The organism is Rhizobium sp. RU33A, from assembly GCF_900156055.1.
Taxonomy (GTDB): Bacteria; Pseudomonadota; Alphaproteobacteria; order Rhizobiales; family Rhizobiaceae; genus Allorhizobium.
This window is the reverse complement of the sequence record NZ_FTMQ01000002.1, coordinates 241,132-263,532: the sequence shown is the minus strand read 5'-3', so window position 1 is coordinate 263,532 and position 22,401 is coordinate 241,132. Positions and strand designations below refer to the sequence as shown.

The window sequence follows — 22,401 nt, the reverse complement described above, 5'->3', positions numbered from 1 at the left end:
ATCAGGTTCTTTCCTTCAGAGCCGCTTCATAGGCAACGCGGGCTTGATTGACTTCAGCGCGGGCCGAGACTTCCGGTACCGCGACATCCCACCAGTAGCCGCCGGCTCCGGTGGTCGGATAAGGATCGGTATCGATGACGATCACAGTGGTCTCGGTCGCCGCGCGGGCGGCATCAAGCGCTGCTTCCAGCTCTGATATCGACGATACCTTCTGGGACCGCGCGCCCATCGACGCGGCGTGGGCTGCGAAATCGATGCCGATCGGGCTGACATTGGTGTGGGCGTAGAGATTGTTGAACTGCGCCCCGCCGGTGCCCATCTGCAGCCGGTTGATGCAGCCGTAACCCCTGTTGTCGGTGATCACGAGCGTGATCTTCACGCCCATGCCGACGGCGGTTGCCAGCTCCGAATTCATCATCATGTAGGAGCCGTCGCCGACCATGACGACGACGTCGCGATCGGGCTCGGCCATCTTGATGCCGAGACCGCCGGCGATCTCGTAGCCCATGCAGGAGAAGCCGTATTCCATGTGATAGGAGAGCGGCAGCTTCGACTTCCACAGCTGATGCAGCTCGCCCGGCATGGTGCCGGCGGCGCACATGACAACCGTATTGTCACGCGAGGCGCGCTGCACGGCACCGATCACCTGCATGTCGGTGGGGAGAGCATTCGAGTCGGTCGGCGCTGCCGTGACGGCATCCGCCTTGGCGAACCAGGAGGCCTTGAGACCCGCATCGGGTGCGACGAACTTGTGATTGCCGAGAGCAGCCGACAGCTTTTCAAGGCCGATCTTGGCATCCGCCACCAGCGGGATCGCATCATGCTTGGCGCTGTCGTAAGGCTGGACGTTGAGCGCCAGGATCTTCCGATCCGGGTTCTTGAACAGCGCCCAGGAGCCCGTCGTGAAATCCTGGAAGCGCGTGCCGACGCCAATGACGAGATCGGCCTTTTCCGACACGACATTGGCGCTTTCGGCACCGGTCACGCCGACAGGGCCGAAGTTCAGACTATGGTCCCAAGCCAGTGCCGACTTGCCGGCCTGGGTCTCGACAACAGGGATCTGGTGCTTCTCGACGAAGGCCTTCAACGTGTCCGTGGCACCCGAAAAATGCACACCGCCACCGGCAACGATCACAGGGTTCTTAGCAGCCTTGAGAGCCGCAACCGCAGCTTCGAATTCCACGACATCCGGCTCCGGACGGCGGAAGCGCCAGGTCTTTTTGGCAAAGAAGCTTTCCGGATAATCATAGGCCTCGGCCTGCACATCCTGGCAGAAGGCGAGCGTGACAGGGCCGCAATCGGCGGGATCGGTCAACGTGCGCATGGCGCGCGGCAACGCGGTCAGAAGCTGCTCCGGCCGCATGATGCGGTCGAAGTAGCGCGAGACAGGGCGGAAGCAGTCATTCGCCGACATCGTGCCGTCGCCGAAGTCCTCGATCTGCTGCAACACCGGATCCGGGCCACGATTGGCAAAGACGTCGCCGGGCACGAAGAGCACCGGCAGACGATTGACATGCGCGAGGGCCGCAGCCGTCACCATGTTGAGCGCGCCGGGGCCGATGGACGAGGTCACCGCCATGGCGCGGCGACGACCGAGCTGCTTGGCATAGGCGATCGCCGCATGCGCCATCGACTGCTCGTTCTGGCCACGATAGGTCGGCAGCTCGTCACGGATGCCGTAGAGCGCCTCGCCGATGCCGGCAACATTGCCGTGACCGAAGATCGCCCACATGCCGGCAATGTAAGGAACACCATCCTCGTTCATCTGATTGGCGAGGTAGCGCATCATCGCCTGGGCGGCAGTCAGCCGGATCGTCTTCATGCTCTCTCTCCCTTGGCGGAAACCGCCCCCACTTGCGCCTTTTGGCGCGCAGCGTCCCAGATCGCACAGAGGCTCTGGTAACGCGCGGCCATATCCTCCACTGCAGCAGTATCGCTCAGCGAGCCGGCGAGCCACTTGCGCGCGGCATCACCGAAGATCGTTCGACCGACCGCAAAACCCTTGACCAGATCAAAGCCTGCCGCAAGCTGGAAACTCGCCTCCAGTTCCGCCTGCGGCGCATCAAGCCCCAGCACGACGATGCCGCGCGTATAGGGATCATTGCGCTCGATCGCGTTGCAGGCATTGGCCCAGGAGGCCGTCGTCTTCATCGGCTCCAGCTTCCACCAGTCGGGATAGACACCGATCTCGTAGAAGCGCTCGATGATCTTGGCCACCGTTTCGTCATCACAGGCGCCAACCTTGGAGGGGATGACCTCCAGTAGGAACTCCAGCCGGTTGCGACGGGCGGCATGGAAGAGCCGCAAAACGGTCTGCTCCTGCTCGGCCTTCATCTCGGGCGTATCATCGGGGTGATAAAAGGTGAGCACCTTCACAACATGATCGACAGGCCATTCGACCAGACCGCCGAAATCCGGGCCGATCTCCTGCTCCAGCGTCAGGGGGCGCGAGCCCGGCCATTCGACCGGACGACCGATCCACAACCCCGTACCGGCGGCGCGGTAAAGCGCGTCGCGACCCAGGCGGCTGTCGCAGAGCAGGCCATAACCGGCTCTGCCATCGGAGACCTTGAGGGCGGCATCGAGGCAGAGGTTCTTGAAAGCGCCGATCCGGTGGTCCGAAACACCTGATTCCTTGGCCATGGCTTCCAGCTGCATGCGGTGATCGAAGGCAAAGACCCGCATCGTCGACCAGTCACCCTTGCGGTTGGTCGACCAATGCACCTGCTCTAGTGCTGCATCCTTGCGCAGCGCCTTGTTCTGGATGCCAGTCTTGAAGAAATACTGCAGCTCCTCCCAGCTCGGATAGGCCGGCGTGCAGCCGTGGCGCGAAACGGCAAAGGCGCCGCAGGCATTGGCAAACTTTAGCGAGGTCGGCCAGTCTTCTCCGGTCAGCCAGCCCTTCAGCAGGCCGGACATGAAGCCGTCGCCGGCGCCCAGCACATTGAAGACCTCGATCGGGAAGCCTTCACCGGTCTGCCCCTCGTCGAGACTATCGGGAATGGCATCTTCGAATACGACAGCGCCCATCGGTCCACGCTTGCAGACCAGCGTTGCCGGCGAGACCTGACGAACGGCTCTCAGCGCCTCTATCGTATCGGTCGAGCCACCGGCAATGTGGAATTCCTCTTCCGTGCCGACGATCAGGTTGAACAGATGCAGCGTCGACTGCAGCTTCCGCGTCACCTTCTCGGATTCGACGAACCGGCTCTCGCCATCGCCATGGCCGGCAAGACCCCAGAGGTTCGGGCGGTAGTCGATGTCGAGCGCGGTCAGGCCGCCAGACTGGCGCGCGATCTCCAGCGCCTTCAGCACGGCCTGTTCGGTGCGCGGGTTGGAAAGATGCGTGCCGGTGACGCAGACGCAGCGCGCTTCGGCGACGAAGTCCGGATCGATATCCTCTTCCGACAGCGCCATATCGGCGCAGTTCTCGCGATAGAAGATCAGTGGAAACTGGTGTTCGTCGCGAATACCGAGCAACACAAGCGCGGTGAGCCGCTCCTTGTCGGTCTTCACGCCGCGCACATCGACGCCTTCGCGCACCAGCTGCTCACGGATGAAGCGGCCCATATGCTCGTCGCCGACGCGGGTGATCAATGCCGACTTGAGGCCGAGCCGCGCGGTGCCGGCTGCGATATTGGTCGGTGATCCGCCAATATATTTGTTGAAAGAGGCCATATCCTCCAGCCGACCGCCGACCTGGGCCCCGTAAAGGTCCACGGACGAGCGGCCGATCGTGATCAGATCGAGCGAAGCCATGCGATGTCCTCCCTGTGATACGGGATCTTTCGCCCCGCCTCGAAACCATTCCACGATTTGGAACGGCCACTTCTTAAATGGACTATAAATTCTATTTTTTAGAATTTCAATACGGACGTTCAGCCATCCTGTCGCGCCGTTCCAACGGCAACGGACAGAGTGATAGCGAGACAAAGCGTCGCGGAAAGCGACCGGAAAGCGCCGAAATCGACTTCCGAGACCGACAGCAGCGTCGCCCCCATCCGCCTAAGCGGACTGACCACCGTATCGGTGACGGCGACAACCGGAACGCTGCGCGCCCGGACCTGCTCGACCAGCTCAAGCGTTTCGGCGGAATAGGGCGAGAAGGTCACAGCAAGCAGGGCATCACCCTCGCGGATGGCATGATGGTTGTCGAGCCGCCCGACGACACTGTGCAGCATCGCCGGAACGCCCATCTTCTCGAAAGCGTAGGCCATGTAGCTTGCGACCGGAAAGGAGCGACGCAGACCGATGATGTGGATCATGCGCGCATCGGAAAGCTGCTTCACGGCCACTTCCATGGCCTGCGGATCAACGGTTTTCACCAGATTTTCGAGCGATAGCCGTCCCGCCTCGACAAATTCGGCGAGAAGAGCGGAGGGCGACCCCTCGGCCTTTTCCCGCAAGTGCTGAAGACGCGTGGTATAGTCAGGCCAGCCGCCGACGAAGCTCTCGCGAAACAGCTTCTGCATCTCCGAAAAGCCTGTGAAGCCCATGATCTGGCAGAAGCGCATGAAGGCGGATGGTTGCACGCCCGCACCTTCCGCCATCTCGGCAACGGTCGACACGGCGATCCGGTCCTGATTGGCAGCGACATAGTCGGCGCACTGTTGCAGCCGCTTAGGCAGGCTCCCGGAAACTTCCAGCAGGCGATCCTCGAAGGCCTTGATCGTCTGCGGTCCACCGCTCTCGCTCATTCGCTCCCCAGCCCTCATCCGGAAACATCGTCACGCTTGACAGAAATCGTATCACGATCTAGCAAAATGGAACATATATTCCAAAACGTGGCATTTGCCAGCGTGAAATGGAACATAGACCAAGCGCCTGCATCAGGAGCGCCCAACGACATCACAATCGCCTCCTCTTGACGAGAGACCAAGGCGTGACAGGGAGGAAATGAACATGGTCACGAGACTGGCCCTTCTGGGCGCAGGCCGTATCGGCAAAGTGCATGCCAAGGCAATCGCGGAAGACAAGCGCGCGAAACTCGTCGCGGTCGCCGATGCGTTTGCCGACGCCGCAAACGCCATTGCCGCCCAGACGGGCTGCGCGGTCAAGACGATCGAGGAGATTGAGGCCGACAAGGGCATCGACGCCGTCATCATCTGCACGCCGACAAACACGCATGCCGATCTGATCGAGCGTTTTGCCAAGGCCGGCAAGGCGATCTTCTGCGAAAAGCCGATTGATCTGGATGTGGCACGCGCAAAGGCCTGCCTAGAGACCGTGCGCGCCGTCGGCGGCAAGGTCATGCTCGGCTTCAACCGCCGCTTCGACCCGCATTTCCAGGCCGTTCGCAAGGAAATCGACAAGGGCTCGATCGGCAAGGTCGAGATGGTGACAATAACCAGCCGCGACCCGGGCGCACCGCCGGCCGAATACATCAAGGTCTCCGGCGGCATCTTCCGCGACATGACCATTCATGACTTCGACATGGCCCGCTTCCTGCTCGGCGAAGAAATCGAGACGGTGCAGGCCTCGGCCTCGGTGCTGGTCGATCCCAAGATCGGCGAACTCGGCGACTACGACAGCGCCTCGCTGATCCTGACGACGAAGAGCGGCCGCCAGGCGATCATCTCCAATTCGCGCCGCGCCTCCTATGGCTACGACCAGCGCATCGAGGTGCATGGCTCGCTAGGTTCTGTCTCGGCCGAAAACCAGCGCCCGGTCTCGATCGAAGTCGCCAACAAGGATGGCTATACCCGTCCGCCGCTGCACGACTTCTTCATGACCCGCTACACGGCAGCTTATGCAGCTGAAATCTCCGCCTTCATCGACGCGCTCGACAACGGCACGCCGATGGCGCCCTCGGCCGAAGACGGTCTGATCGCGTTGGCGCTGGCAGACGCCGCCGTCAAGTCGGCCAAGGACAAGTCGGCGGTCACCGTTACCTACTGACGATCAATAGCTCCCGCGGGACCGCAAGGTCGCGCAGAATGGAAACGCCGCCCGAACCTCCTCGGGCGGCGTTTTCCGTTTCGATCGCTGAGACTAGACCGCCAGTTCGCGCCGCTCGACTTCCGTCAGCATGGCCAGATCGAGGATCTTCTGCAGATTGGCAGCATGCCGGAAGCTCGGCTCCTGCCCATAACCTGAGCGGATCGCCGTGATGAACTTCTGATAGTTCGTCTCGACCGGATCGACCGCGATCTCCCGCCAGACGGCCTTTTCGACATCCTCCTGCAGGCAGGCCCTCAGACTCGACCCGTCGAGGCGGTGGATGACCTCCAACGCGCCCTTGTCGCCATGGACACGAAGGCGCAACTCGTTGAGATGGCCCGTCGCCCAGCGACTGGCGTGAACAACACCCATCGCGCCGTTGGTAAACTCGGCGGTCATGGTGAAGCTGTCATTGGCGTCGAGATCGTATTCGCCGATCCTGTTACCAGGCGCCTTGTCGAAGGTTTTCAGTCGCGCAAAGACATGGTCGATATCGGTCGCCGCACCATAGCCAGCGAAGTCGAGGATATGGATGCCGACATCGCCGAGCACGCCATTCGAACCGTGCTTGGTGGAAAGCCGCCAGAGCCACTGGCTCTCCGTCGACCAGTCGCCCCAGGCCTTGGAGACGAGCCAGCTCTGCAGGTAGGAGGCCTCGATATGCCGGACCTTGCCGATCTCGCCACCGATGACCATCTGCCGGGCCTTCTGCACCTGCGCCACATTGCGATAGGTGAGGTTGACCATGTTGACGAGGCCAGACATTTCCGCCGCCGTCGCCATCTCGTCGGCCTTGGCATAGTTTTCCGCCAGGGGCTTTTCGCACATGACGTGTTTGCCGGCAGCGAGAAGCTTGAGCGTCGTTGGGTAGTGGACCTTGTCCGGCGTGACATTGGTTACGGCATCGAACTCACCCCAGGCAATCGCCTCTTCGAGCGAGGTGAAGGTGTTGGGGATATTGTGCCGGGCGGCAAAGGCGCGCACCGTCGCCATGTCGAGATCAACAGCCGCGACAAGTTGAACATCGGTGATGGTCGAGAAGTTCATGGCATGGGTATTGGCCATGCCACCCGTGCCAAGGATCAGAAGGCGTATGGGGGCAGCGCTCATTTGTAGCCTTCCTCACCGGCCTGATGCAGGCGCGGGCCACGTTCCGTGATCGGCTCGAGTGCCTGCTCGACCGGAACATTCGGAGCATCATGCACGGCCACGTAGCGCGGCATCGGATTATACGCCCACTTCACGCCATTGCGAAGCACCTGCTGAACGGTCGCGTCGTGATAGGTTGGGTAGGTTTCGTGACCGGGTCGAAAATAGAAGATGTTGCCAGCACCGCGGCGCCAGGTCAGGCCCGAGCGGAAGATCTCGCCGCCGGCGAACCACGAGATGAACACCGTTTCCAACGGCTCCGGAACCGAGAAGAACTCGCCGTACATCTCTTCGTTTTCCAGCACGAAGTTCTCCGGAATGCCTGATGCAATCGGATGGCCGGGATTGACCGTCCAGATCCGCTCGCGCTCGCCCGCCTCACGCCACTTCAAGGCACAGGGCGTGCCCATCAGCCGCTTGAACGGCTTGGCAAAGTGGCCGGAATGCAGGACGAGCAGCCCCATGCCTTCCCAGACACGGCTTGCGACCCGTTCGACGATCTCGTCGGAGACATCGCCATGCGCCTTATGGCCCCACCAGACGAGCACATCGGTCTCGGCCAGCCGCTCGACGGAAAGCCCGTGCTCAGGCTCCTGCAGCGTCGCCGTCGTTGCCTCGATATCCGGATCCGTGTTCAGCGCGGCGGCGATCGTCGCATGCATGCCGTCGGGATAAATCCCGCGGACGATGGCGTTTTCGCGCTCGTGAATGTTTTCGCCCCAGACAACCGTTCTGATCGTCATCTGAATTCTCCTTGGTTAGCGCCAGTCAACCGGCCATCAAAAAAGCCTCGACGAGACCCATCGTTCCGTCAGAACTAGGAATGAATCAAAACGAAACTAGGGCATGAAACGAAAAATTTGAAAGCGGTTTGGAGAGCCACACTTGCAGTTGCTAGCTTGGGTGTCAAACAGCCAGCCCCTTAGGATTTACGTTCTCCACGGACACATATCGCGATCTGTGAGGCCCTGGACAGCGCCACCTTTTGGAAGCGCTTTGACATTGCGACACAAGAATTGCCACAATGCGCCGACGCATGACATAAGCCGTGGGCGAGCAGAGATAGCCTCGCCAAGGTGCAGGCGAACGGATGAAGCTCAAGGACTTTGCCAGAGAGATCGGATTGTCACCGACCACGGTCAGCCGCGCGCTGAGTGGCTATCCGGAGGTGAGCGCCTCCACCCGCGTCCGGGTGATAGAAGAAGCGGCGCGCCTCGGTTACCGGCCCAACATCAATGCGGTACGGCTTGCGACGGGTCGGGCCGGCGCGATCGGCGTCGTCATGACCAAGGCCGGCGACTACCAGTTCTCCGAATTCATCAGCGGGATGGCCGACCGCCTGAGCAGCGAGGACACCGACATCCTGATCACGCCGATGATCGGGCACGATCCCGGTGACGAATTGCAGCTCTACCGCAGACTGGCCGAGAGCCGTCGTGTCGATGCTGTCGTCATCCACTCCCCCTTGCCGAATGACCCGCGCATCGCTCTGCTGGACCGATTGAAGCTGCCCTTCATCGTCCATGGTCGCTCCGTGAGCGATGTGGCGCATGCCTGGCTCGACATCGACAATGAAGGCGCGATCCGACGAAGCACGGAGCACCTCCTCGACCTCGGTCATAGGTGCATCGCCTTGCTGAACGGTCGTGAGGGGCTGACCTTCACGCTGGATCGTCTAAAGGGTTACAGACAAGCCCTCGCCGACCGCGGAATTCCCTTTGACCCAAAGCTGGTCAGTCATGGCGACTTTACCGACGAGATCGGTTTCCGCTTTTCCCGCTCCGCGCTCAAACAACGCCCGCAGCCGACCGCCTTCGTTGCAGGTTCGATGATGACTGCCCTCGGTATCTACCGCGCGGCGCGATCGATGAACCTTGTGATCGGCCGGGATGTCTCGGTCGTCGCCCATGACGATGTCTTCCCCTATCTCACAGCCGAGAACATGGTGCCGCCGCTATCGACCACGCGCTCATCGATCCGGGCTGCCGGCAAGCGCATCGCCGATCTCCTTCTGCAGATACTAGCCGGTCAACAAGCAAGCGACATTCAAGAACTTTGGCCAGTCGAATTGATCCTGCGCGAGACCAGCCGCCCCGCACCGGAGGAAGCTTCCATATGAGCAAGACAGGCAGGAAGCGGATCGTCGTCATCGGCCACATCAATCATGACCGCATTTGGCGCCTGACCGAGCCGCTGCGCGCCGGTGGACGGATTGCCTGGTCATCCCGGGAGACGCGTCTCGGCGGCGGCGGATATTTCACCGCTCGAAGGCTTCTCGATCTCGGACACGACGTGGCGCTCCTGTCGAACCTGATGTCCGACATCAATGGTGAGAACGCCTATGCCGACCTGCAGAATGCGGGCTTCGATACGTCGCTGATTACCCGGCGTGACGGCGAGACGGACCTCGCAGATATCTTGCTCGACCCCACGGGTGAACGGACAATCCTGTCCAGCGAACGACGCCTCTCCCGCACCTTCGTGCTCGATCGCGCAATTGAGGCAGATGCCTTCTACGTTAACGCGCCAAAACTGCCGGACGCCATCCTCGCCTCTCTGAACCGCTCACCCCTCGTCGTCTCGCAGTTTCCGCTGCGCGAGGGCGAAGTGCGTGCCGCCGATATCATGGTCGGTTCGAAAGCCGATTTGCCCGGCATACCGATCGCCGATGTCTGGGCCATGGCACAAAGGCTCGCGACCGATCGGCTCACCCATCTCGTGATGACGGACGGCCCGGCCGCCATCTCGGTTTATGACGGGAACACGGAAACGCGAGTGACCTTGAGCCGGTGCGTTACCGTGCGCGACACGATCGGTGCAGGCGACACCTTCAGCGGCAGTCTGCTGCACGCCCTGCTGGGCGGGAAAAACGCCATTGAGGCAAGCCAGCATGCAGGTAACGAGACCACGACATGGCTGGAGCAGCGTGAAGCCCGATCGCGATATGCAACAGAAAAATCAACATCATGACATCTTTATTTGATCGTCCTGCGGGAACTTCCTGACCATCCTCCGAGTTGCTGGGGCGCCAAACGGAGGAAGGCATGACTGAAGCCGATTTCACCTGGAACGTGCCCGTCGAACTGGAACTGCCCTGTGGGCTGACCCGGCGTTTTCTGAATGCATATGATGCGCTCGATTTTCTCGATGCGGAGTGGCCGACGAGACGCGGCCCTGCCTATGAACGCGCGTTGCGGCTTTGCCGCATCGCCCTGCGTGGTGCTCGCGCAACGGAGCTGGCGCGCAGCGCCTTCATCGCGGCGGCAGGCGAGGCCGGTATGCGCCAATGTTCAAACCCGCGAAAGCAAATGGTGAGCTTCCTGCCGAGAGCCAGATCCGCCGTCGCCTGACACTCCGGAGCAAATGGATGACGCGCGCGGGCGGGACGGATGGTTGCATCCGCCCCGCTAGGGATCCGTTTCGAAGGACAGAGTCGCTCAAGCGGCTCCCGAGGTCAGCACCGCGATCGTCTGGCCCTCCATCAGCTCCCGCAGCAGGATACCTTCGGCGGCGACAATCTGCCGATCAGAAAAAACGTCCGTCCAGCCATGCCCTGCGAGAACGTCCGGCAATTGCACGACGGTATCCCCCCAGAACTGCTCCGATGACAGCCCCTCGCTCTGCTGAAGCATGGCGATCGGTAGGCGACAGGCAACAATGATCACAGCGACACCATCTTGCTCCCGCGCAAACGCCACGGCCTGCGACTGGCGGGGGCCCGTGATCGTCAACGGCAGATATTGCCCATGTAGGAACAGCTGGGGATACCGGTTGCGAAGCGACAGGCCGCGGCCGACGACCGCTTGCTTCAGCCACCCCTCGGCCAGCGCGCGTGGGTCGCCGAAGGAAATCGGCGCCTTGGGATCGAAAGCGGACAGGGTTTCGAAAGGTGGCGGACGCCGATTGTCGGGATCGACGAAACTGAAATCGAGCGCTTCGCTTCCCTGATAGATGTCGGGAACACCGGGCGCGGTCAGTTTGATCACGGTCTGGGTGAGGCCATTGATCAGACCCGCCCAGATCAGCGGCTGGATCTCGTGCACGAACTCGTTGACGAATTGAGGACTGTCGAGAAGCAGCGTCCGGACATAGTCCTTCACGGCAGTCTCGTAGGCTTCGTTCACCGCGTTCCAATCCGTGCGGAGCTTTGCCTCGCGCAGGGATTTCTCCACGAAGGCCGAAACACGCTCGGCAAAATCGGCAATACCTTCGCGGTCGTCCGCCGTGAGATCGACCGGCCAGTGGCCGATCAGCGCTTGAAAGATCATCCACTCGACTTCGGCCTCGGGCGCGGGCTTGCCGTCGAGTTCAATGACGGCACCCCGATGCGCCTTGCGCCAACCGTCGATCAGGCCTGCGAAGCGGGGCGCATCCTCGGCAAGCGCAAAGAGACGCGCGCGGGCATCCTCGCCGCGCTTGGTGTCATGGGTCGAGGATGCGGAAAGCCCCGATGGCTGCGTCTGCGCACGCCGCTGCATCTCGGCATGAAAATGTTCGAGGCCGCCCTCTTCCGGCTCCAACTCGCCACCGACCTCGTTCAAGGCCAGGAACTCGACATGTCGGAAGAACAGCGTGTCCTCGAGCGACTTTGCCATCAGAGGCCCAGTCAATTGCTGAAAGCGGCGGCGGAAGAGATCGGTTCCAACACCATCACCTGCAAAACGGCCTTCCCCCTTCAGGAGATCGGCGATGGACCAGGCCGCATCGGCCGCCGTCTCGTCGAGCCGCGCTTTTGCTTCGCTCAGCACCTGATCAACGAGTTGCCGATCCCCGGCGCTCATGTCTCCCTGCGCTGCATAGGTCCTATAGCGTGGGAAGGCGAGAAGAAGCTCTTCCAGAGCCCGGCCCATCGTCTCCTCGTCGAGCCCGAGCAGATCAGCGCCCTGCCCGACCAGGGCCTTCACCTCGCCAGCGAAGTTGACGCGGATCATGCGAAGCTTCGCCTCGCGCATCTTGTCCGCAACAGGGGTCTGTGGCCCCGCGATCGCGACATAGGCCTGACGCATGGCGATGAAGTCCGCGGGATCGAGCAGAACCGGCACCTGGGTCGCGATGAATTCGTAGCCGGTCGAGCCCTGCACCGGCCAGCTCTGTGGCAGATCCTCTCCCGGTGCCAGGATCTTTTCGACATAGATTGGAATGTCCTGCCCGACAGCGTCGCGTAACTGCTTCAGATAGCGGCCGGGGTCTGCGAGACCATCGATATGGTCGATGCGCAATCCGTCGACGTGGCCGGCTTCAACGAGCTCAAGCACCGTCCGATGGGCAGCCTCGAAGACATCTGATGCCTCGACGCGCAGACCGACAAGACCGGCGATTTCGAAGAAACGCCGATAGCTGAGGCCCTTGGCGGCTTCCGTCCAATGCATCAGGCGAAAGGGCTGAAGGTCGTGGAGAAAGAGCAAAAACTCTCGCTCCTCAGCCTTCGCCCTGAGTTCCTCCAGCAGCCCATCGCAGCCATGTTCGCGGCAAAGCGAAACGACAGCGTTATGGAATTCGGCCTCCTCACCGGCTTTTGCCTTGCGCCCGAGATCCGAGAGCGGCGCGGCCATGGGGTGCTCACACTTGGCGAGAGCGGCGGTATAGGTCGATGGGTTCAGCGGGTAGAGACTGTCAAAATAGCCGAATGCGAGGCCCCCTCGGACAGGATCAAGCGCGAGCGACACCTCTCCATCCACCACCGCCTGCTCGAACGGCTTGCCGAGAAACGGAAGTGTCAGTCGCTGGCTCCAGTCGATATCGAAGTAATGCCCGTAGCGGCTTGCCTCGCCCCACTCGATGACGCTCCGCCACCATGGGTTCTCGAGACTGGCCGCCATGTGGTTCGGCACGATGTCGAGGATCAGGCCGAGACCTTCGGCCTTCAACGCGGCTGCCAGCCGTTCGAACCCCTCACGACCACCAAGCACGGGATCGATGACATTGGCATCCGTGACGTCATAGCCGTGGGTCGATCCATCGGTCGCGGCAAACACAGGCGACGCGTAGAGATGGGTGATGCCGAGGCGCTTCAGATAGGGCACAAGCCCAATGGCACGGTCGAAGTCCATGCCGCCGCGAAACTGCAAGCGGTAGGTCGAAACGGGAAGAGGCATGCTGGCATCCTTGGGAGGTAGGTGGCTTTGTCCGACCCGGACCAACGCCTGCCAGCCTGCCTTGTTCCCGCCACCCCGGTGGATGCCGGATCTCAGTGGAGGTTAAATTCGCCGTCCACCTTGCGCCATTCGTTCGGTCCGATCAGCCGCTTGTGGCTGAAGCGCACGGAATGCAGGTCACCGTCGAGATTGGCCCGCCAGAAATCCAGAAACTTCGTCATCTGCGGGAAGTCGGGAGCCAGATCGTAGTCCTGCCAGAGGAACGTCTGCAGCACCGAGCGGAAGTCGGGCATCCGGTAGAGGATGTGTGCGGTGGTAAGGCCATAACCCTCCATCTGGAGGGTGAAGTGATCAGAAGATTTCATGCGGTTTCCCTCGTGGTCACTGACGAGAAAAAGTTTGACAAAAACTCACGTTTTGACAAGAGGGCTTCACATATTACACAGTAAAATCATTATGTTAGCAGCAGACAGCCGAGAGTGCTGATTTTTTCGCGCGATCCTCTTGAAAGATAAAATCGGAAAAACCAAATCATCGCGCGCCGGATGCCATGAAAGGGTCCGGCAACCCGTCCGGACCTTATCCGGTCCGGCCTTTGGGGACGTTCCATTTTGTTTGTCCAGGAGGAAAACATGAAGTTCCGTCCGCTGCACGACCGCATCGTCGTCCGCCGCGTTTCGTCCGAGGAAAAGACCAAGGGCGGCATCATCATCCCCGACACCGCCAAGGAAAAGCCGCAGGAAGGCGAAGTCATCGCCGTCGGTCCCGGCGCGCGCAACGATCAGGGCCAGATCGTCGCCCTCGACGTCAAGGTCGGTGATCGCATCCTCTTCGGCAAGTGGTCCGGCACCGACATCAAGATCGACGGCGAAGAGCTGCTGATCATGAAGGAAGCCGACATCATGGGCGTGATCGAAGCCCAAGCCGCCGAAAAGAAAGCCGCCTGAGAACCATCAGTCATCATTTGCCTTTGAGGAGTGAACCATGGCTGCAAAAGAAGTGAAATTTAATACCGATGCCCGCGAGAAGATGCTGCGTGGCGTCGACATCCTCGCCAATGCCGTGAAGGTGACGCTGGGCCCAAAGGGCCGCAACGTCGTCATCGACAAGTCCTTTGGCGCACCCCGCATCACCAAGGACGGCGTCTCCGTTGCCAAGGAAATTGAACTGGAAGACAAGTTCGAGAACATGGGCGCACAGATGCTGCGCGAAGTGGCCTCCAAAACCAACGACCTCGCCGGTGACGGGACGACCACCGCGACCGTTCTTGCCCAGGCGATCGTTAAGGAAGGTGCCAAGGCCGTCGCATCAGGCATGAACCCGATGGACCTAAAGCGCGGCGTCGATCTTGCCGTAGAAGCCGTCGTTGCCGAACTGAAGGCCAATGCCCGCAAGATCTCCAACAATGCCGAGATCGCCCAGGTCGGTACCATCTCGGCCAACGGCGATACCGAGATCGGCCGCTATCTGGCCGAAGCGATGGAGAAGGTCGGCAATGACGGCGTGATCACCGTCGAGGAAGCCAAGACCGCCGAGACAGAACTCGAAGTCGTCGAAGGTATGCAGTTCGACCGCGGTTATCTCAGCCCCTATTTCGTGACCAATCAGGAGAAGATGCGCGTCGAGCTCGACGATCCCTACATCCTGATCCACGAGAAGAAGCTCTCGAACCTGCAGGCCCTGCTGCCGGTTCTCGAAGCCGTCGTCCAGTCGGGCAAGCCGCTCGTCATCATCGCCGAAGACGTCGAAGGAGAAGCGCTTGCGACCCTCGTCGTCAACAAGCTGCGCGGAGGTCTCAAGGTGGCAGCCGTCAAGGCTCCGGGCTTCGGCGACCGTCGCAAGGCCATGCTCGAGGACATCGCCATCTTGACCGGTGGCACGGTGATCTCGGAAGACCTCGGCATCAAGCTCGAGAACGTCACGCTGAACATGCTCGGCCGGTCGAAGAAGGTCACGATCGACAAGGAAAACACCACTGTCATCAATGGCGCCGGCTCCAAAACCGAGATCGACGGCCGCGTGGCCCAGATAAAGGCGCAGATCGAGGAAACCTCCTCCGACTACGACCGCGAGAAGTTGCAGGAGCGTCTGGCAAAGCTTGCGGGTGGCGTTGCCGTCATCCGCGTCGGCGGCTCGACCGAAGTCGAGGTGAAGGAGAAGAAGGACCGCGTCGACGACGCCCTGCACGCAACGCGTGCCGCTGTCGAGGAAGGCGTACTGCCGGGTGGCGGTGTCGCCCTGCTGCGTTCGGTCAAGGCGCTCGAAAACCTGAAGACCGCCAATGAAGACCAGCGCGTCGGCATCGACATCATCCGCCGTGCGATCGAGGCCCCGGTCCGTCAGATCGCTGAGAATGCCGGCGCCGAAGGCTCGATCATCGTCGGCAAGCTGCGCGAGAAGCCCGACTTCGCCTATGGCTGGAATGCCCAGACCGGCGACTATGGCGACCTCTTCGCCCAGGGCGTCATCGATCCCGCTAAGGTGGTCCGCACCGCGCTGCAGGATGCAGCCTCCGTTGCTGGCCTCCTGATCACGACTGAGGCGATGATCGCCGAAAAGCCGAAGAAGGAAGCGGCCCCGGCGATGCCGGCAGGCGGCATGGACTTCTGAGCTGTCGAAGATCTCTGAACGAGGAAGGGCCGCTCCAGAGGGCGGCCCTTTTTCCATTTACGACGAGAATGCTCAGGCCGCGAGCGCAGTCGGAACAGGGCTGAGGCCCTCGAAGGTCGGCCGAGCAATATAATAGCCCTGGATCAGATCCACGCCGAGATCCGTCAACATCTGAAGTTCGCCCGCCGTCTCCACACCCTCACAGACAGCGGTAACGCCAAGTTCTCGCAGCATGTCGAGGGTACGGCTGACAACGATCTGCTTCACGCTATCGGTGTCGATGCCGCGGATAAGATCCATGTCGAGCTTCACCAGATCGGGCTGGAATCGGGTCAGAAGGTTGAGGCCGGAATAGCCGGCACCAAAATCATCGATGGCCGTCTTGAAGCCGATCTCGCGATAGCTTCTCAGGATATTGAGGAGATGCGCCGTGTCGAGTTTCTCAACCTCGGTAAACTCGAAAATTATGCGGTCGAGAGGAAAGTCCGTCCGCCGTGCGGTCTCGAGCGTCTGGCGAATGCAGGCACGTGGCTCGTACACGGCATTCGGCATGAAATTGATCGACAGGTGCGGCATCCGGTTCCGAGGAAAGAGGCTCGCGGCCAATTCGATCGCGCGTACCCGGCATTGCTGGTCGAATGCGTAACGATTGTCGGGATCGACCAGCGAGAGCACCGATACGGCACCGCTGCCATCAAGGCCACGAACGAGTGCCTCATGGGCGAAAACTTCACGACGCCGGGTGTCGATGATCGGCTGAAATGCCATCGAAAATCGCGACTCGAAGGCGGTTCCATTTTTGCAACCCTGGCAGGTCATCGCGGCTCCTAATTTATGCTTCTCAACAAAAACACAACCGTCTTAAGGAAGCTTGAAAGCTGCTACGCAACCAGTTTCCGAGGAAGCAACCGTCTTGCTCCGTTATTCATGACCTTTTTTGGATTGCTGATTTAACGAATCGAGATAATCGAATATCCTCGAACACGAGGCTGATTCGAGAAAGCCTCACGAGCTAAATGACTTAGCTGGGGATGCGGACATGAGGGAACAGACCGATATCGAGACCTGGGCGATGGTCCGGGCTCAACAGATCGTCATGCAGCAGGGCGCAAATCTGGTCGTTGCGGCGCAGAGACTGGATCACAAGAAGACCACAGCAAATACCTACGCGCTTCGGACTGCGATCATGGCATCGCTGATCGAAGCCATGAAATCGCCGTCTACAGACGCGATGGCATCCATGGACGCCCAGGCCTGAGACGCGGCCCAGGCAGGCGAATGGGCACCCGCTCAGTTCGCTTCCCCAAGGTCGACGGACGTGCTGGCTCACCTTGATCGCAGCAGTCAGACATGCGAGCGTCCGTCCATGCGCATTCTGCTCGTGGAAGACACGCTCGACGTCGGAGAGGCCATCTCTCGCCGCTTTGAAACCATCGGCCACACGGTCGATTGGGAGACAAACGGCCGTGCGGCTTCCGAGATCCTCGATTTTACCGAATATGATCTGGTGATCCTGGATGTCATGCTGCCGGGCATGGACGGCTTCTCGATCCTGAAGCGAATGCGCGACCAGGGCTCGACCGTGCCTGTCCTCGTGTTGACGGCCCGTTCGGAAATCGACGATCGCGTCGGCGCACTCGACCTTGGGGCGGATGATTACCTGGTGAAACCCTTCGACTTCCGGGAACTCGAAGCCCGCGCCCGTGTGCTGCTGCGACGACACGCCGGTGGCGAGGCAACCAACGTGATTGCCTGCGGTGATGTGCTGCTCGACCGCACCCAGCGGACGGTCAAGGTCGGCAACCGCGAGGTTCAACTGAAGCGCCGCGAAATGACCCTGCTCGAAATCCTGGCAAGCCGTCCGGGACGCGTCTTCAGCAAGGATCAATTGCTCGACCAGCTCTTCGGCTTCGACGAACCGGCAGGGCCGAATGCAATAGAACTCTATGTCGGACGCCTGAGAAAGAAGCTGGAAGGGGCGAAGGCTCGCATCGTGACCGTGCGTGGCGTGGGTTATCAGTTGGTGTCAGATGCAGAGGACTAGGCGCTCCCTCTTTGCTCGCCTCGTAATCCGCGTCGCCGTGGTGCTTGCGGGGGGCGCAGCGATGCTGATGACAGCGGCGTGGCTATATGCCCGTGCAGCCGCCGACGAGGCCTATGACCGGCTCTTGCAGGGCGCGGCGATCCAGATCCTCGACAGCCTGGTGGTCGAAGAGGGCCGCATCACGGTCGACCTGCCGCCGAGCGCCTTTGAACTGCTCGGCCTCGCACCGAGAGACAAAATCTTCTACCGCGTCATGGCGCCCGACGCCTCGACACTGACCGGTTACGAAGACCTTGAGTTTCCGACCGACACCGCCAATGCCCGCACCGACACTCTGTTCCAGACCTCACGCTTCCGCGATCAGCCGGTGCGCATGGTGGCAGCGAGCCGCGCGATTGCCGATCCCTTGCTCGGTGGTTGGGCCAAGGTCCTGATCGCCCAGACCATCGAGGCCCGCCAGGAACTGACGACCGAATTGACGACCCGTGCCCTAGCGCTGGTCGGGGTCATGAGCCTGCTTGCGCTCGGAGGGACAATTCTTGCCGTGCGTTATTCGCTACGGCCGCTCGATGCACTCGGCGACACGCTTCGCCGCCGCGACAGCCAGGACCTGACACCGCTCGCCGTCGACGTGCCTCGCGAGCTCTCCCCCTTCGTGGAATCCATCAACCACTTCATGGGCCGACTGGATGATCGATTGCAGCTCTTGCAGCGCTTCATCGCCGACAGCGCCCATCAGATCCGCACCCCCCTGACGGCATTATCGGCCCAGGTCAGCCTGATCAACGAAGAAGCGCTTTCGGAGAACGACCGCCGTCACCTCGACCGGGTGAAGAACCGGGCATCGGAGCTTGCGCGCTTCACCACGCAATTGCTCAACCATGCCATGGTCATCCACCGTTTCGATTCCGTGCAACTCTCGCCGATCGACGTCGTCGATGTCGCGCGTAAAGCCTTCCGCGCCGCCGTCCCGATCACCATCGACCCTGACATCGTCGTCTCCTTCGAGGCGCCGCCGGAGCCGCTGATGGTGCTCGGAGATGGCTTGAGCCTGCGCGAAGCGATCGTCAACGTCATCGACAACTCGCTGCGCCATGGTGTGGTGTCGAGCCTTGCGGTGCGCGTGATCCGGCGCGGCGATTTCGTTCTGGTCGAGGTTGAAGATGATGGCCCCGGCATCCCGGCGCAGGACTGGGCGCAAGTGACCCGACGCTTCGTCTCGTCAAAGTCAGGCGAAGGCAGCTCCGGCCTCGGCTTCGCCATCGCCTCTGAGGTGGCCACAACGCTGAACGGTGCGCTGGCCTTCCGCGAACGGACACCCGGGACAGGCTTCACCACCTTTCTTGAACTTCCCCTGATCGATGCGAGGCCAAACGCATGAACCTGTCGACGATGTTCCGCGCCGTGGTGTCGGGCTTTGTAGCGGCGGCCCTGGCCTCGACCTCGGCTCTCGCTCTTGAGGGTGAGCGCTCTGTCTTCCCCGCACCTGGACAGGAGCGGACAAGACTTGTGATCAACGGGGTGACAGACGCCGACGTCATTGCACCGCTGATCCGGGACTTCCAGGAAACGGCGCGCGATGTGACCGTCGAATTCAACGACTATGTCAGCAACGATCTCTTCCGCGAGGCAGAACTGGCCTGTCGCCAGCAGACGAGTCACGGCGACCTCTGGATTTCCTCGTCGGTCGACCATCTCGTCAAGCTCGCCAATGACGGCTGCGCCAGGTCCCACCAGTCGGAGGAAACAGAGCGTGTATCGGCTTGGGCCAACTGGCGCGACGAAATCTTCGGCTTTGCCTTCGAGCCCGCCGTCATCGTCTATGACGCCTCCCAGGTGCCACCGGAAGACGTGCCGCGCTCCCATGTCGAGATCGCCGAACTCTTGCGCCGCAAACCGGACGAATACTGGACCCGGATCGGCACCTACAATGTTCAGCTGTCGGGCGTCGGCTATCTCCTCGCCTTCCACGATGCCCAGCAGGCACCGACGAGTTATGGCCGCCTCTTGGAGAGCTTCAGCCGCGCCCAGGTGGTGACGAGTTGCTGTAACAAGGAAGTGCTCGATCTGATCGAGGAAGGCAGGCTGAAGATCGCCTACAATATCCTCGGCTCCTATGCCTATGCGCGCTATCTGCGCAACAATGACATGCGCGTTGTCGTACCCCGCGACTACACACTGATCCTGACCCGCGGCGCAATGATCCCGACGCATTCGCCACAGCCGGATCTCGCCGCCCGCTTCGTCGACTATCTGGTTTCCGAGCGCGGCCAGAAGGTGGCGCGGGAGAAAGCCTTCTACTTTGCGGAAAACGCCCCCCTGCCCCCGGGCGTGGACGGTCCGATCTCGCTGATCGAATCCGGCATCGGCAGACCGATCCGTGTTGGCCCGGCCCTGCTTGCCGCCCAGGATCGCGCAACACGCGAAGAGTTCATCCGCAACTGGAGCTCGCTCTTCGCGCCCGGTGTACCCCAGCAATAAAAAAGGCTGGCGTCGCCGCCAGCCTTCGAAAGCAACAGGATGATCGACCTCAGTCCTCTTCCTGGAAGACCTCCTCGCGCTTCTTCTTGACGCTCGGGAGGAAGACGATGACCAGCACAGCAAGGGCGATCAGCAGCAGTGTCAAGCTGATCGGTCGGGTGACGAAGGTCGACGGATCGCCGCGTGAGAGGATCATCGCGCGCCGCAGGTTTTCTTCGAGCAATGGCCCAAGGACGAAGCCGAGCAGCAAGGGTGCCGGCTCGCAGCGCAGCTTGACCAGCACATAGCCGATGAGCCCGAAGAAGGCGACCGCATAGAGGTCGTAGATATTGCCGTTGACGCTGTAGACCCCGATCGAGCAGAACGCCATGATGATCGGGAAGAGCACGTAATAAGGGATCGTCAGCAGCTTCACCCAGAGCCCGATCAGCGGCAGGTTCAACACCAGCAGCATCAGGTTGCCGATCCACATAGACGCAATGATGCCCCAGAACAGAGCCGGCTGTTCGCTGGCAACATTCGGTCCCGGCACGATGCCCTGGATGATCATTGCCCCGACCATCAGCGCCATGACCGGGTTGGCGGGAATACCCAGCGTCAGAAGAGGAATGAACGAGGTCTGCGCGCCGGCATTGTTGGCAGATTCCGGACCCGCAACCCCTTCGATCGCGCCATGCCCGAACTCCTCAGGGTTCTTCGCCATGCGCTTTTCGACCGTGTAGGAGGCGAAGGAGGCCAGGATCGCACCGCCGCCCGGCAGGATGCCGAGCGCGGAACCGATGCCCGTCCCGCGCAAGACGGGCCAGACCATGCGCCTGAAGTCGTCCCGTGTCGGCATCAGGCCTGTAACCTTGGTCACCAGCACCGAGCGGTTGCGGTCGCTTTCGAGGTTGCGCAGGATTTCAGCGACACCGAAGACACCGACAGCCACGGCAACGAAATTCAGGCCGTCCGCATATTCGGTGATGCCCATCGTGAAGCGGGGCGTTCCCGAATAGATATCCGTGCCGACAAGTCCGAGCAGCAGGCCGAGGGACACCATCGCCAGCGCCTTGATGATCGAGCCATGGGCGAGTGCGATCGACGAGACGAGGCCGACGATCATCAACGAGAAGTATTCCGCCGCACCGAATTCGAGTGCGACTGCAGTCAGCGGCGGCGCGAAGATTGCGACCAGAAACGTAGAGACAGTCCCGGCGAAAAACGAACCGATAGCGGCAATGGCAAGTGCAGCCCCTGCCCTTCCCTTGCGGGCCATCTGGTAGCCATCGATGGCGGTGACGGCGGAAGAAGACTCACCCGGCATGTTGATCAGGATCGCCGTGGTCGAGCCGCCGTATTGCGCGCCGTAATAGATGCCGGCGAGCATGATCAGCGACGAGACAGGCTCAAGCTGGAACGTGATTGGCAGGAGCATGGCGATCGTGGCTGTCGCACCGATGCCGGGAAGAACGCCGATCAAGGTCCCCAGGATGACACCGATAAGGCAGAAGAACAGGTTCTCGATGGAACCGGCGGTCGCGAAACCGAGGGCAAGATTGCTGATGAAATCCATGGTCGCTTCCTCAACGGAACCAGGGGCCAAAGCGTTCGAACGGCAGGCCGAGGCCGTAGCTGAACACGAGGACCGAGAAGAAGGTGATGCCGGTCGCCAGCGCGAGCGCCGCGGGGACACGGATCCGTTCAGAGGCAAAGCTTGCGATGAAGGCGGCAACGAAGAGTGCCGGAACGAAGCCGGCGCCGCGAACCAGCAGGCCAAAGACGATCGGTGCCGGCAGGATGAAGATCATACCGCGCCAGGCGATTGCGCCGATGACCTCTCCGCTGACGTTCACCGACTGGACGAGAATGACGACGCCGAGAAGCGTCAGTACACCGGCAAGCACGAGTGGGAAATAACCCGGCCCCATGCGAAAGGCAGTTCCGAGTTCCAGCGACAAGGATTGAATGACGAAGAAGAGGCCAAGCCCGATGAACAGCAGACCGCAAAGCAAGTTGGCCGTGTCGAAGCGTAAGGATTTCATGATGTCCCCCGACAAAAGGCGCGGAGGGCCTTGGAACTGGCCGACCGGCACGACAAGT

20 protein-coding genes are annotated in these 22,401 nt (G+C 61.2%); 10 read left to right on the top strand and 10 right to left on the bottom strand.

Annotated elements, in window-relative coordinates; all coding sequences use genetic code 11:
- Position 1: 1 nt before the first annotated feature.
- The 3 genes from iolD to BW978_RS07195 form a co-directional block, all read right to left on the bottom strand.
- Complete coding sequence (gene iolD, locus BW978_RS07205; protein ID WP_076393659.1) at positions 2 to 1,822, bottom strand: 3D-(3,5/4)-trihydroxycyclohexane-1,2-dione acylhydrolase (decyclizing); 1,821 nt, start codon at positions 1,820 to 1,822, stop codon at positions 2 to 4.
- Positions 1,819 to 3,759, bottom strand: coding sequence for a bifunctional 5-dehydro-2-deoxygluconokinase/5-dehydro-2-deoxyphosphogluconate aldolase (gene iolC / locus BW978_RS07200; protein ID WP_076393657.1), 1,941 nt, complete (start codon positions 3,757 to 3,759; stop codon positions 1,819 to 1,821). The genes iolD and iolC overlap by 4 nt, the downstream gene beginning before the upstream one ends.
- Before the next feature lie 119 nt (positions 3,760 to 3,878).
- Positions 3,879 to 4,697: a MurR/RpiR family transcriptional regulator gene (locus BW978_RS07195; RefSeq protein WP_076393655.1), complete on the bottom strand. Its 819-nt coding sequence runs from the start codon at positions 4,695 to 4,697 to the stop codon at positions 3,879 to 3,881.
- 205 nt (positions 4,698 to 4,902) lie between these two features.
- Here BW978_RS07195 and iolG point away from each other — a divergent pair, with 205 nt between their 5' ends.
- The gene (iolG, locus tag BW978_RS07190; RefSeq protein WP_076393653.1) at positions 4,903 to 5,898 is read left to right on the top strand and encodes an inositol 2-dehydrogenase; all 996 of its coding nucleotides are present in this window, start codon (positions 4,903 to 4,905) and stop codon (positions 5,896 to 5,898) included.
- A 93-nt stretch (positions 5,899 to 5,991) separates the two neighbouring features.
- On the opposite strand, the gene BW978_RS07185 is transcribed toward iolG, so the two are convergent.
- Together BW978_RS07185 and BW978_RS07180 are read right to left on the bottom strand one after the other, a co-directional pair.
- Complete coding sequence (locus tag BW978_RS07185; protein WP_175616855.1) at positions 5,992 to 7,050, bottom strand: Gfo/Idh/MocA family protein; 1,059 nt, start codon at positions 7,048 to 7,050, stop codon at positions 5,992 to 5,994.
- Positions 7,047 to 7,832, bottom strand: a complete 786-nt coding sequence (locus BW978_RS07180) for a ThuA domain-containing protein (RefSeq protein WP_076393651.1) — start codon at positions 7,830 to 7,832, stop codon at positions 7,047 to 7,049. The genes BW978_RS07185 and BW978_RS07180 overlap by 4 nt, the downstream gene beginning before the upstream one ends.
- A gap of 347 nt (positions 7,833 to 8,179) precedes the next feature.
- Between BW978_RS07180 and BW978_RS07175 the strand changes: the two genes are divergently transcribed.
- The 3 genes from BW978_RS07175 (at position 8,180) to BW978_RS07165 (ending at position 10,439) form a co-directional block, all read left to right on the top strand.
- A complete protein-coding gene (locus BW978_RS07175) occupies positions 8,180 to 9,208 on the top strand; it encodes a substrate-binding domain-containing protein (protein ID WP_076393649.1) in 1,029 nt (342 codons plus the stop codon).
- On the top strand, positions 9,205 to 10,059 hold the full coding sequence (locus BW978_RS07170) for a PfkB family carbohydrate kinase (protein ID WP_076393647.1): 855 nt from the start codon (positions 9,205 to 9,207) through the stop codon (positions 10,057 to 10,059). The genes BW978_RS07175 and BW978_RS07170 overlap by 4 nt, the downstream gene beginning before the upstream one ends.
- 74 nt (positions 10,060 to 10,133) lie before the next feature.
- Positions 10,134 to 10,439, top strand: a complete 306-nt coding sequence (locus BW978_RS07165) for a DUF982 domain-containing protein (RefSeq protein ID WP_076393645.1) — start codon at positions 10,134 to 10,136, stop codon at positions 10,437 to 10,439.
- A gap of 87 nt (positions 10,440 to 10,526) precedes the next feature.
- On the opposite strand, the gene treY is transcribed toward BW978_RS07165, so the two are convergent.
- Both treY and BW978_RS07155 read right to left on the bottom strand, forming a co-directional pair.
- Complete coding sequence (treY, locus tag BW978_RS07160) at positions 10,527 to 13,184, bottom strand: malto-oligosyltrehalose synthase (protein ID WP_076393643.1); 2,658 nt, start codon at positions 13,182 to 13,184, stop codon at positions 10,527 to 10,529.
- Between the two features lie 92 nt (positions 13,185 to 13,276).
- Positions 13,277 to 13,549: an usg protein gene (locus BW978_RS07155; protein ID WP_076393641.1), complete on the bottom strand. Its 273-nt coding sequence runs from the start codon at positions 13,547 to 13,549 to the stop codon at positions 13,277 to 13,279.
- A gap of 267 nt (positions 13,550 to 13,816) precedes the next feature.
- Here BW978_RS07155 and groES point away from each other — a divergent pair, with 267 nt between their 5' ends.
- Both groES and groL read left to right on the top strand, forming a co-directional pair.
- On the top strand, positions 13,817 to 14,131 hold the full coding sequence (gene groES / locus BW978_RS07150) for a co-chaperone GroES (RefSeq protein ID WP_076393639.1): 315 nt from the start codon (positions 13,817 to 13,819) through the stop codon (positions 14,129 to 14,131).
- Positions 14,132 to 14,168: 37 nt separating this feature from the next.
- A complete protein-coding gene (gene groL / locus BW978_RS07145) occupies positions 14,169 to 15,794 on the top strand; it encodes a chaperonin GroEL (RefSeq protein WP_076393637.1) in 1,626 nt (541 codons plus the stop codon).
- A gap of 72 nt (positions 15,795 to 15,866) precedes the next feature.
- Here groL and BW978_RS07140 read toward each other — a convergent pair whose 3' ends face one another.
- A complete protein-coding gene (locus BW978_RS07140; RefSeq protein WP_348529160.1) occupies positions 15,867 to 16,562 on the bottom strand; it encodes an EAL domain-containing protein in 696 nt (231 codons plus the stop codon).
- A gap of 271 nt (positions 16,563 to 16,833) precedes the next feature.
- Between BW978_RS07140 and BW978_RS07135 the strand changes: the two genes are divergently transcribed.
- The 4 genes from BW978_RS07135 to BW978_RS07120 all read left to right on the top strand — a co-directional run bounded on the left by BW978_RS07135 (position 16,834) and on the right by BW978_RS07120 (position 20,319).
- Positions 16,834 to 17,052 carry a hypothetical protein gene (locus BW978_RS07135; RefSeq protein ID WP_076393633.1) on the top strand — a complete coding sequence of 73 codons (219 nt, stop codon included), beginning with the start codon at positions 16,834 to 16,836 and terminating at the stop codon, positions 17,050 to 17,052.
- 108 nt (positions 17,053 to 17,160) lie between these two features.
- Positions 17,161 to 17,838: a response regulator transcription factor gene (locus BW978_RS07130; protein ID WP_076393631.1), complete on the top strand. Its 678-nt coding sequence runs from the start codon at positions 17,161 to 17,163 to the stop codon at positions 17,836 to 17,838.
- A 61-nt stretch (positions 17,839 to 17,899) separates the two neighbouring features.
- On the top strand, positions 17,900 to 19,219 hold the full coding sequence (locus BW978_RS07125; protein WP_244551914.1) for a sensor histidine kinase: 1,320 nt from the start codon (positions 17,900 to 17,902) through the stop codon (positions 19,217 to 19,219).
- A complete protein-coding gene (locus BW978_RS07120; protein ID WP_076393627.1) occupies positions 19,216 to 20,319 on the top strand; it encodes an ABC transporter substrate-binding protein in 1,104 nt (367 codons plus the stop codon). The genes BW978_RS07125 and BW978_RS07120 overlap by 4 nt, the downstream gene beginning before the upstream one ends.
- A gap of 49 nt (positions 20,320 to 20,368) precedes the next feature.
- On the opposite strand, the gene BW978_RS07115 is transcribed toward BW978_RS07120, so the two are convergent.
- Together BW978_RS07115 and BW978_RS07110 are read right to left on the bottom strand one after the other, a co-directional pair.
- A complete protein-coding gene (locus tag BW978_RS07115) occupies positions 20,369 to 21,874 on the bottom strand; it encodes a tripartite tricarboxylate transporter permease (protein WP_076393625.1) in 1,506 nt (501 codons plus the stop codon).
- 10 nt (positions 21,875 to 21,884) lie between these two features.
- Positions 21,885 to 22,343 carry a tripartite tricarboxylate transporter TctB family protein gene (locus tag BW978_RS07110; RefSeq protein ID WP_076393623.1) on the bottom strand — a complete coding sequence of 153 codons (459 nt, stop codon included), beginning with the start codon at positions 22,341 to 22,343 and terminating at the stop codon, positions 21,885 to 21,887.
- Positions 22,344 to 22,401 lie beyond the last annotated feature (58 nt).

What these genes read in the sequence shown, in the direction of transcription:
- BW978_RS07175 (WP_076393649.1), top strand. Translation starts at nt 8,180, where the DNA reads ATGAAGCTCAAGGACTTTGCCAGAGAGATCGGATTGTCACCGACCACG.
- iolC (WP_076393657.1), bottom strand. Translation starts at nt 3,759, where the DNA reads ATGGCTTCGCTCGATCTGATCACGATCGGCCGCTCGTCCGTGGACCTT.
- groES (WP_076393639.1), top strand. Translation starts at nt 13,817, where the DNA reads ATGAAGTTCCGTCCGCTGCACGACCGCATCGTCGTCCGCCGCGTTTCG.
- groL (WP_076393637.1), top strand. Translation starts at nt 14,169, where the DNA reads ATGGCTGCAAAAGAAGTGAAATTTAATACCGATGCCCGCGAGAAGATG.
- BW978_RS07125 (WP_244551914.1), top strand. Translation starts at nt 17,900, where the DNA reads ATGCTGATGACAGCGGCGTGGCTATATGCCCGTGCAGCCGCCGACGAG.
- BW978_RS07140 (WP_348529160.1), bottom strand. Translation starts at nt 16,562, where the DNA reads ATGGCATTTCAGCCGATCATCGACACCCGGCGTCGTGAAGTTTTCGCC.
- BW978_RS07120 (WP_076393627.1), top strand. Translation starts at nt 19,216, where the DNA reads ATGAACCTGTCGACGATGTTCCGCGCCGTGGTGTCGGGCTTTGTAGCG.
- treY (WP_076393643.1), bottom strand. Translation starts at nt 13,184, where the DNA reads ATGCCTCTTCCCGTTTCGACCTACCGCTTGCAGTTTCGCGGCGGCATG.
- iolG (WP_076393653.1), top strand. Translation starts at nt 4,903, where the DNA reads ATGGTCACGAGACTGGCCCTTCTGGGCGCAGGCCGTATCGGCAAAGTG.
- BW978_RS07130 (WP_076393631.1), top strand. Translation starts at nt 17,161, where the DNA reads ATGCGCATTCTGCTCGTGGAAGACACGCTCGACGTCGGAGAGGCCATC.
- BW978_RS07195 (WP_076393655.1), bottom strand. Translation starts at nt 4,697, where the DNA reads ATGAGCGAGAGCGGTGGACCGCAGACGATCAAGGCCTTCGAGGATCGC.
- BW978_RS07165 (WP_076393645.1), top strand. Translation starts at nt 10,134, where the DNA reads ATGACTGAAGCCGATTTCACCTGGAACGTGCCCGTCGAACTGGAACTG.
- BW978_RS07155 (WP_076393641.1), bottom strand. Translation starts at nt 13,549, where the DNA reads ATGAAATCTTCTGATCACTTCACCCTCCAGATGGAGGGTTATGGCCTT.
- BW978_RS07135 (WP_076393633.1), top strand. Translation starts at nt 16,834, where the DNA reads ATGAGGGAACAGACCGATATCGAGACCTGGGCGATGGTCCGGGCTCAA.
- BW978_RS07170 (WP_076393647.1), top strand. Translation starts at nt 9,205, where the DNA reads ATGAGCAAGACAGGCAGGAAGCGGATCGTCGTCATCGGCCACATCAAT.
- BW978_RS07110 (WP_076393623.1), bottom strand. Translation starts at nt 22,343, where the DNA reads ATGAAATCCTTACGCTTCGACACGGCCAACTTGCTTTGCGGTCTGCTG.
- iolD (WP_076393659.1), bottom strand. Translation starts at nt 1,822, where the DNA reads ATGAAGACGATCCGGCTGACTGCCGCCCAGGCGATGATGCGCTACCTC.
- BW978_RS07115 (WP_076393625.1), bottom strand. Translation starts at nt 21,874, where the DNA reads ATGGATTTCATCAGCAATCTTGCCCTCGGTTTCGCGACCGCCGGTTCC.
- BW978_RS07180 (WP_076393651.1), bottom strand. Translation starts at nt 7,832, where the DNA reads ATGACGATCAGAACGGTTGTCTGGGGCGAAAACATTCACGAGCGCGAA.
- BW978_RS07185 (WP_175616855.1), bottom strand. Translation starts at nt 7,050, where the DNA reads ATGAGCGCTGCCCCCATACGCCTTCTGATCCTTGGCACGGGTGGCATG.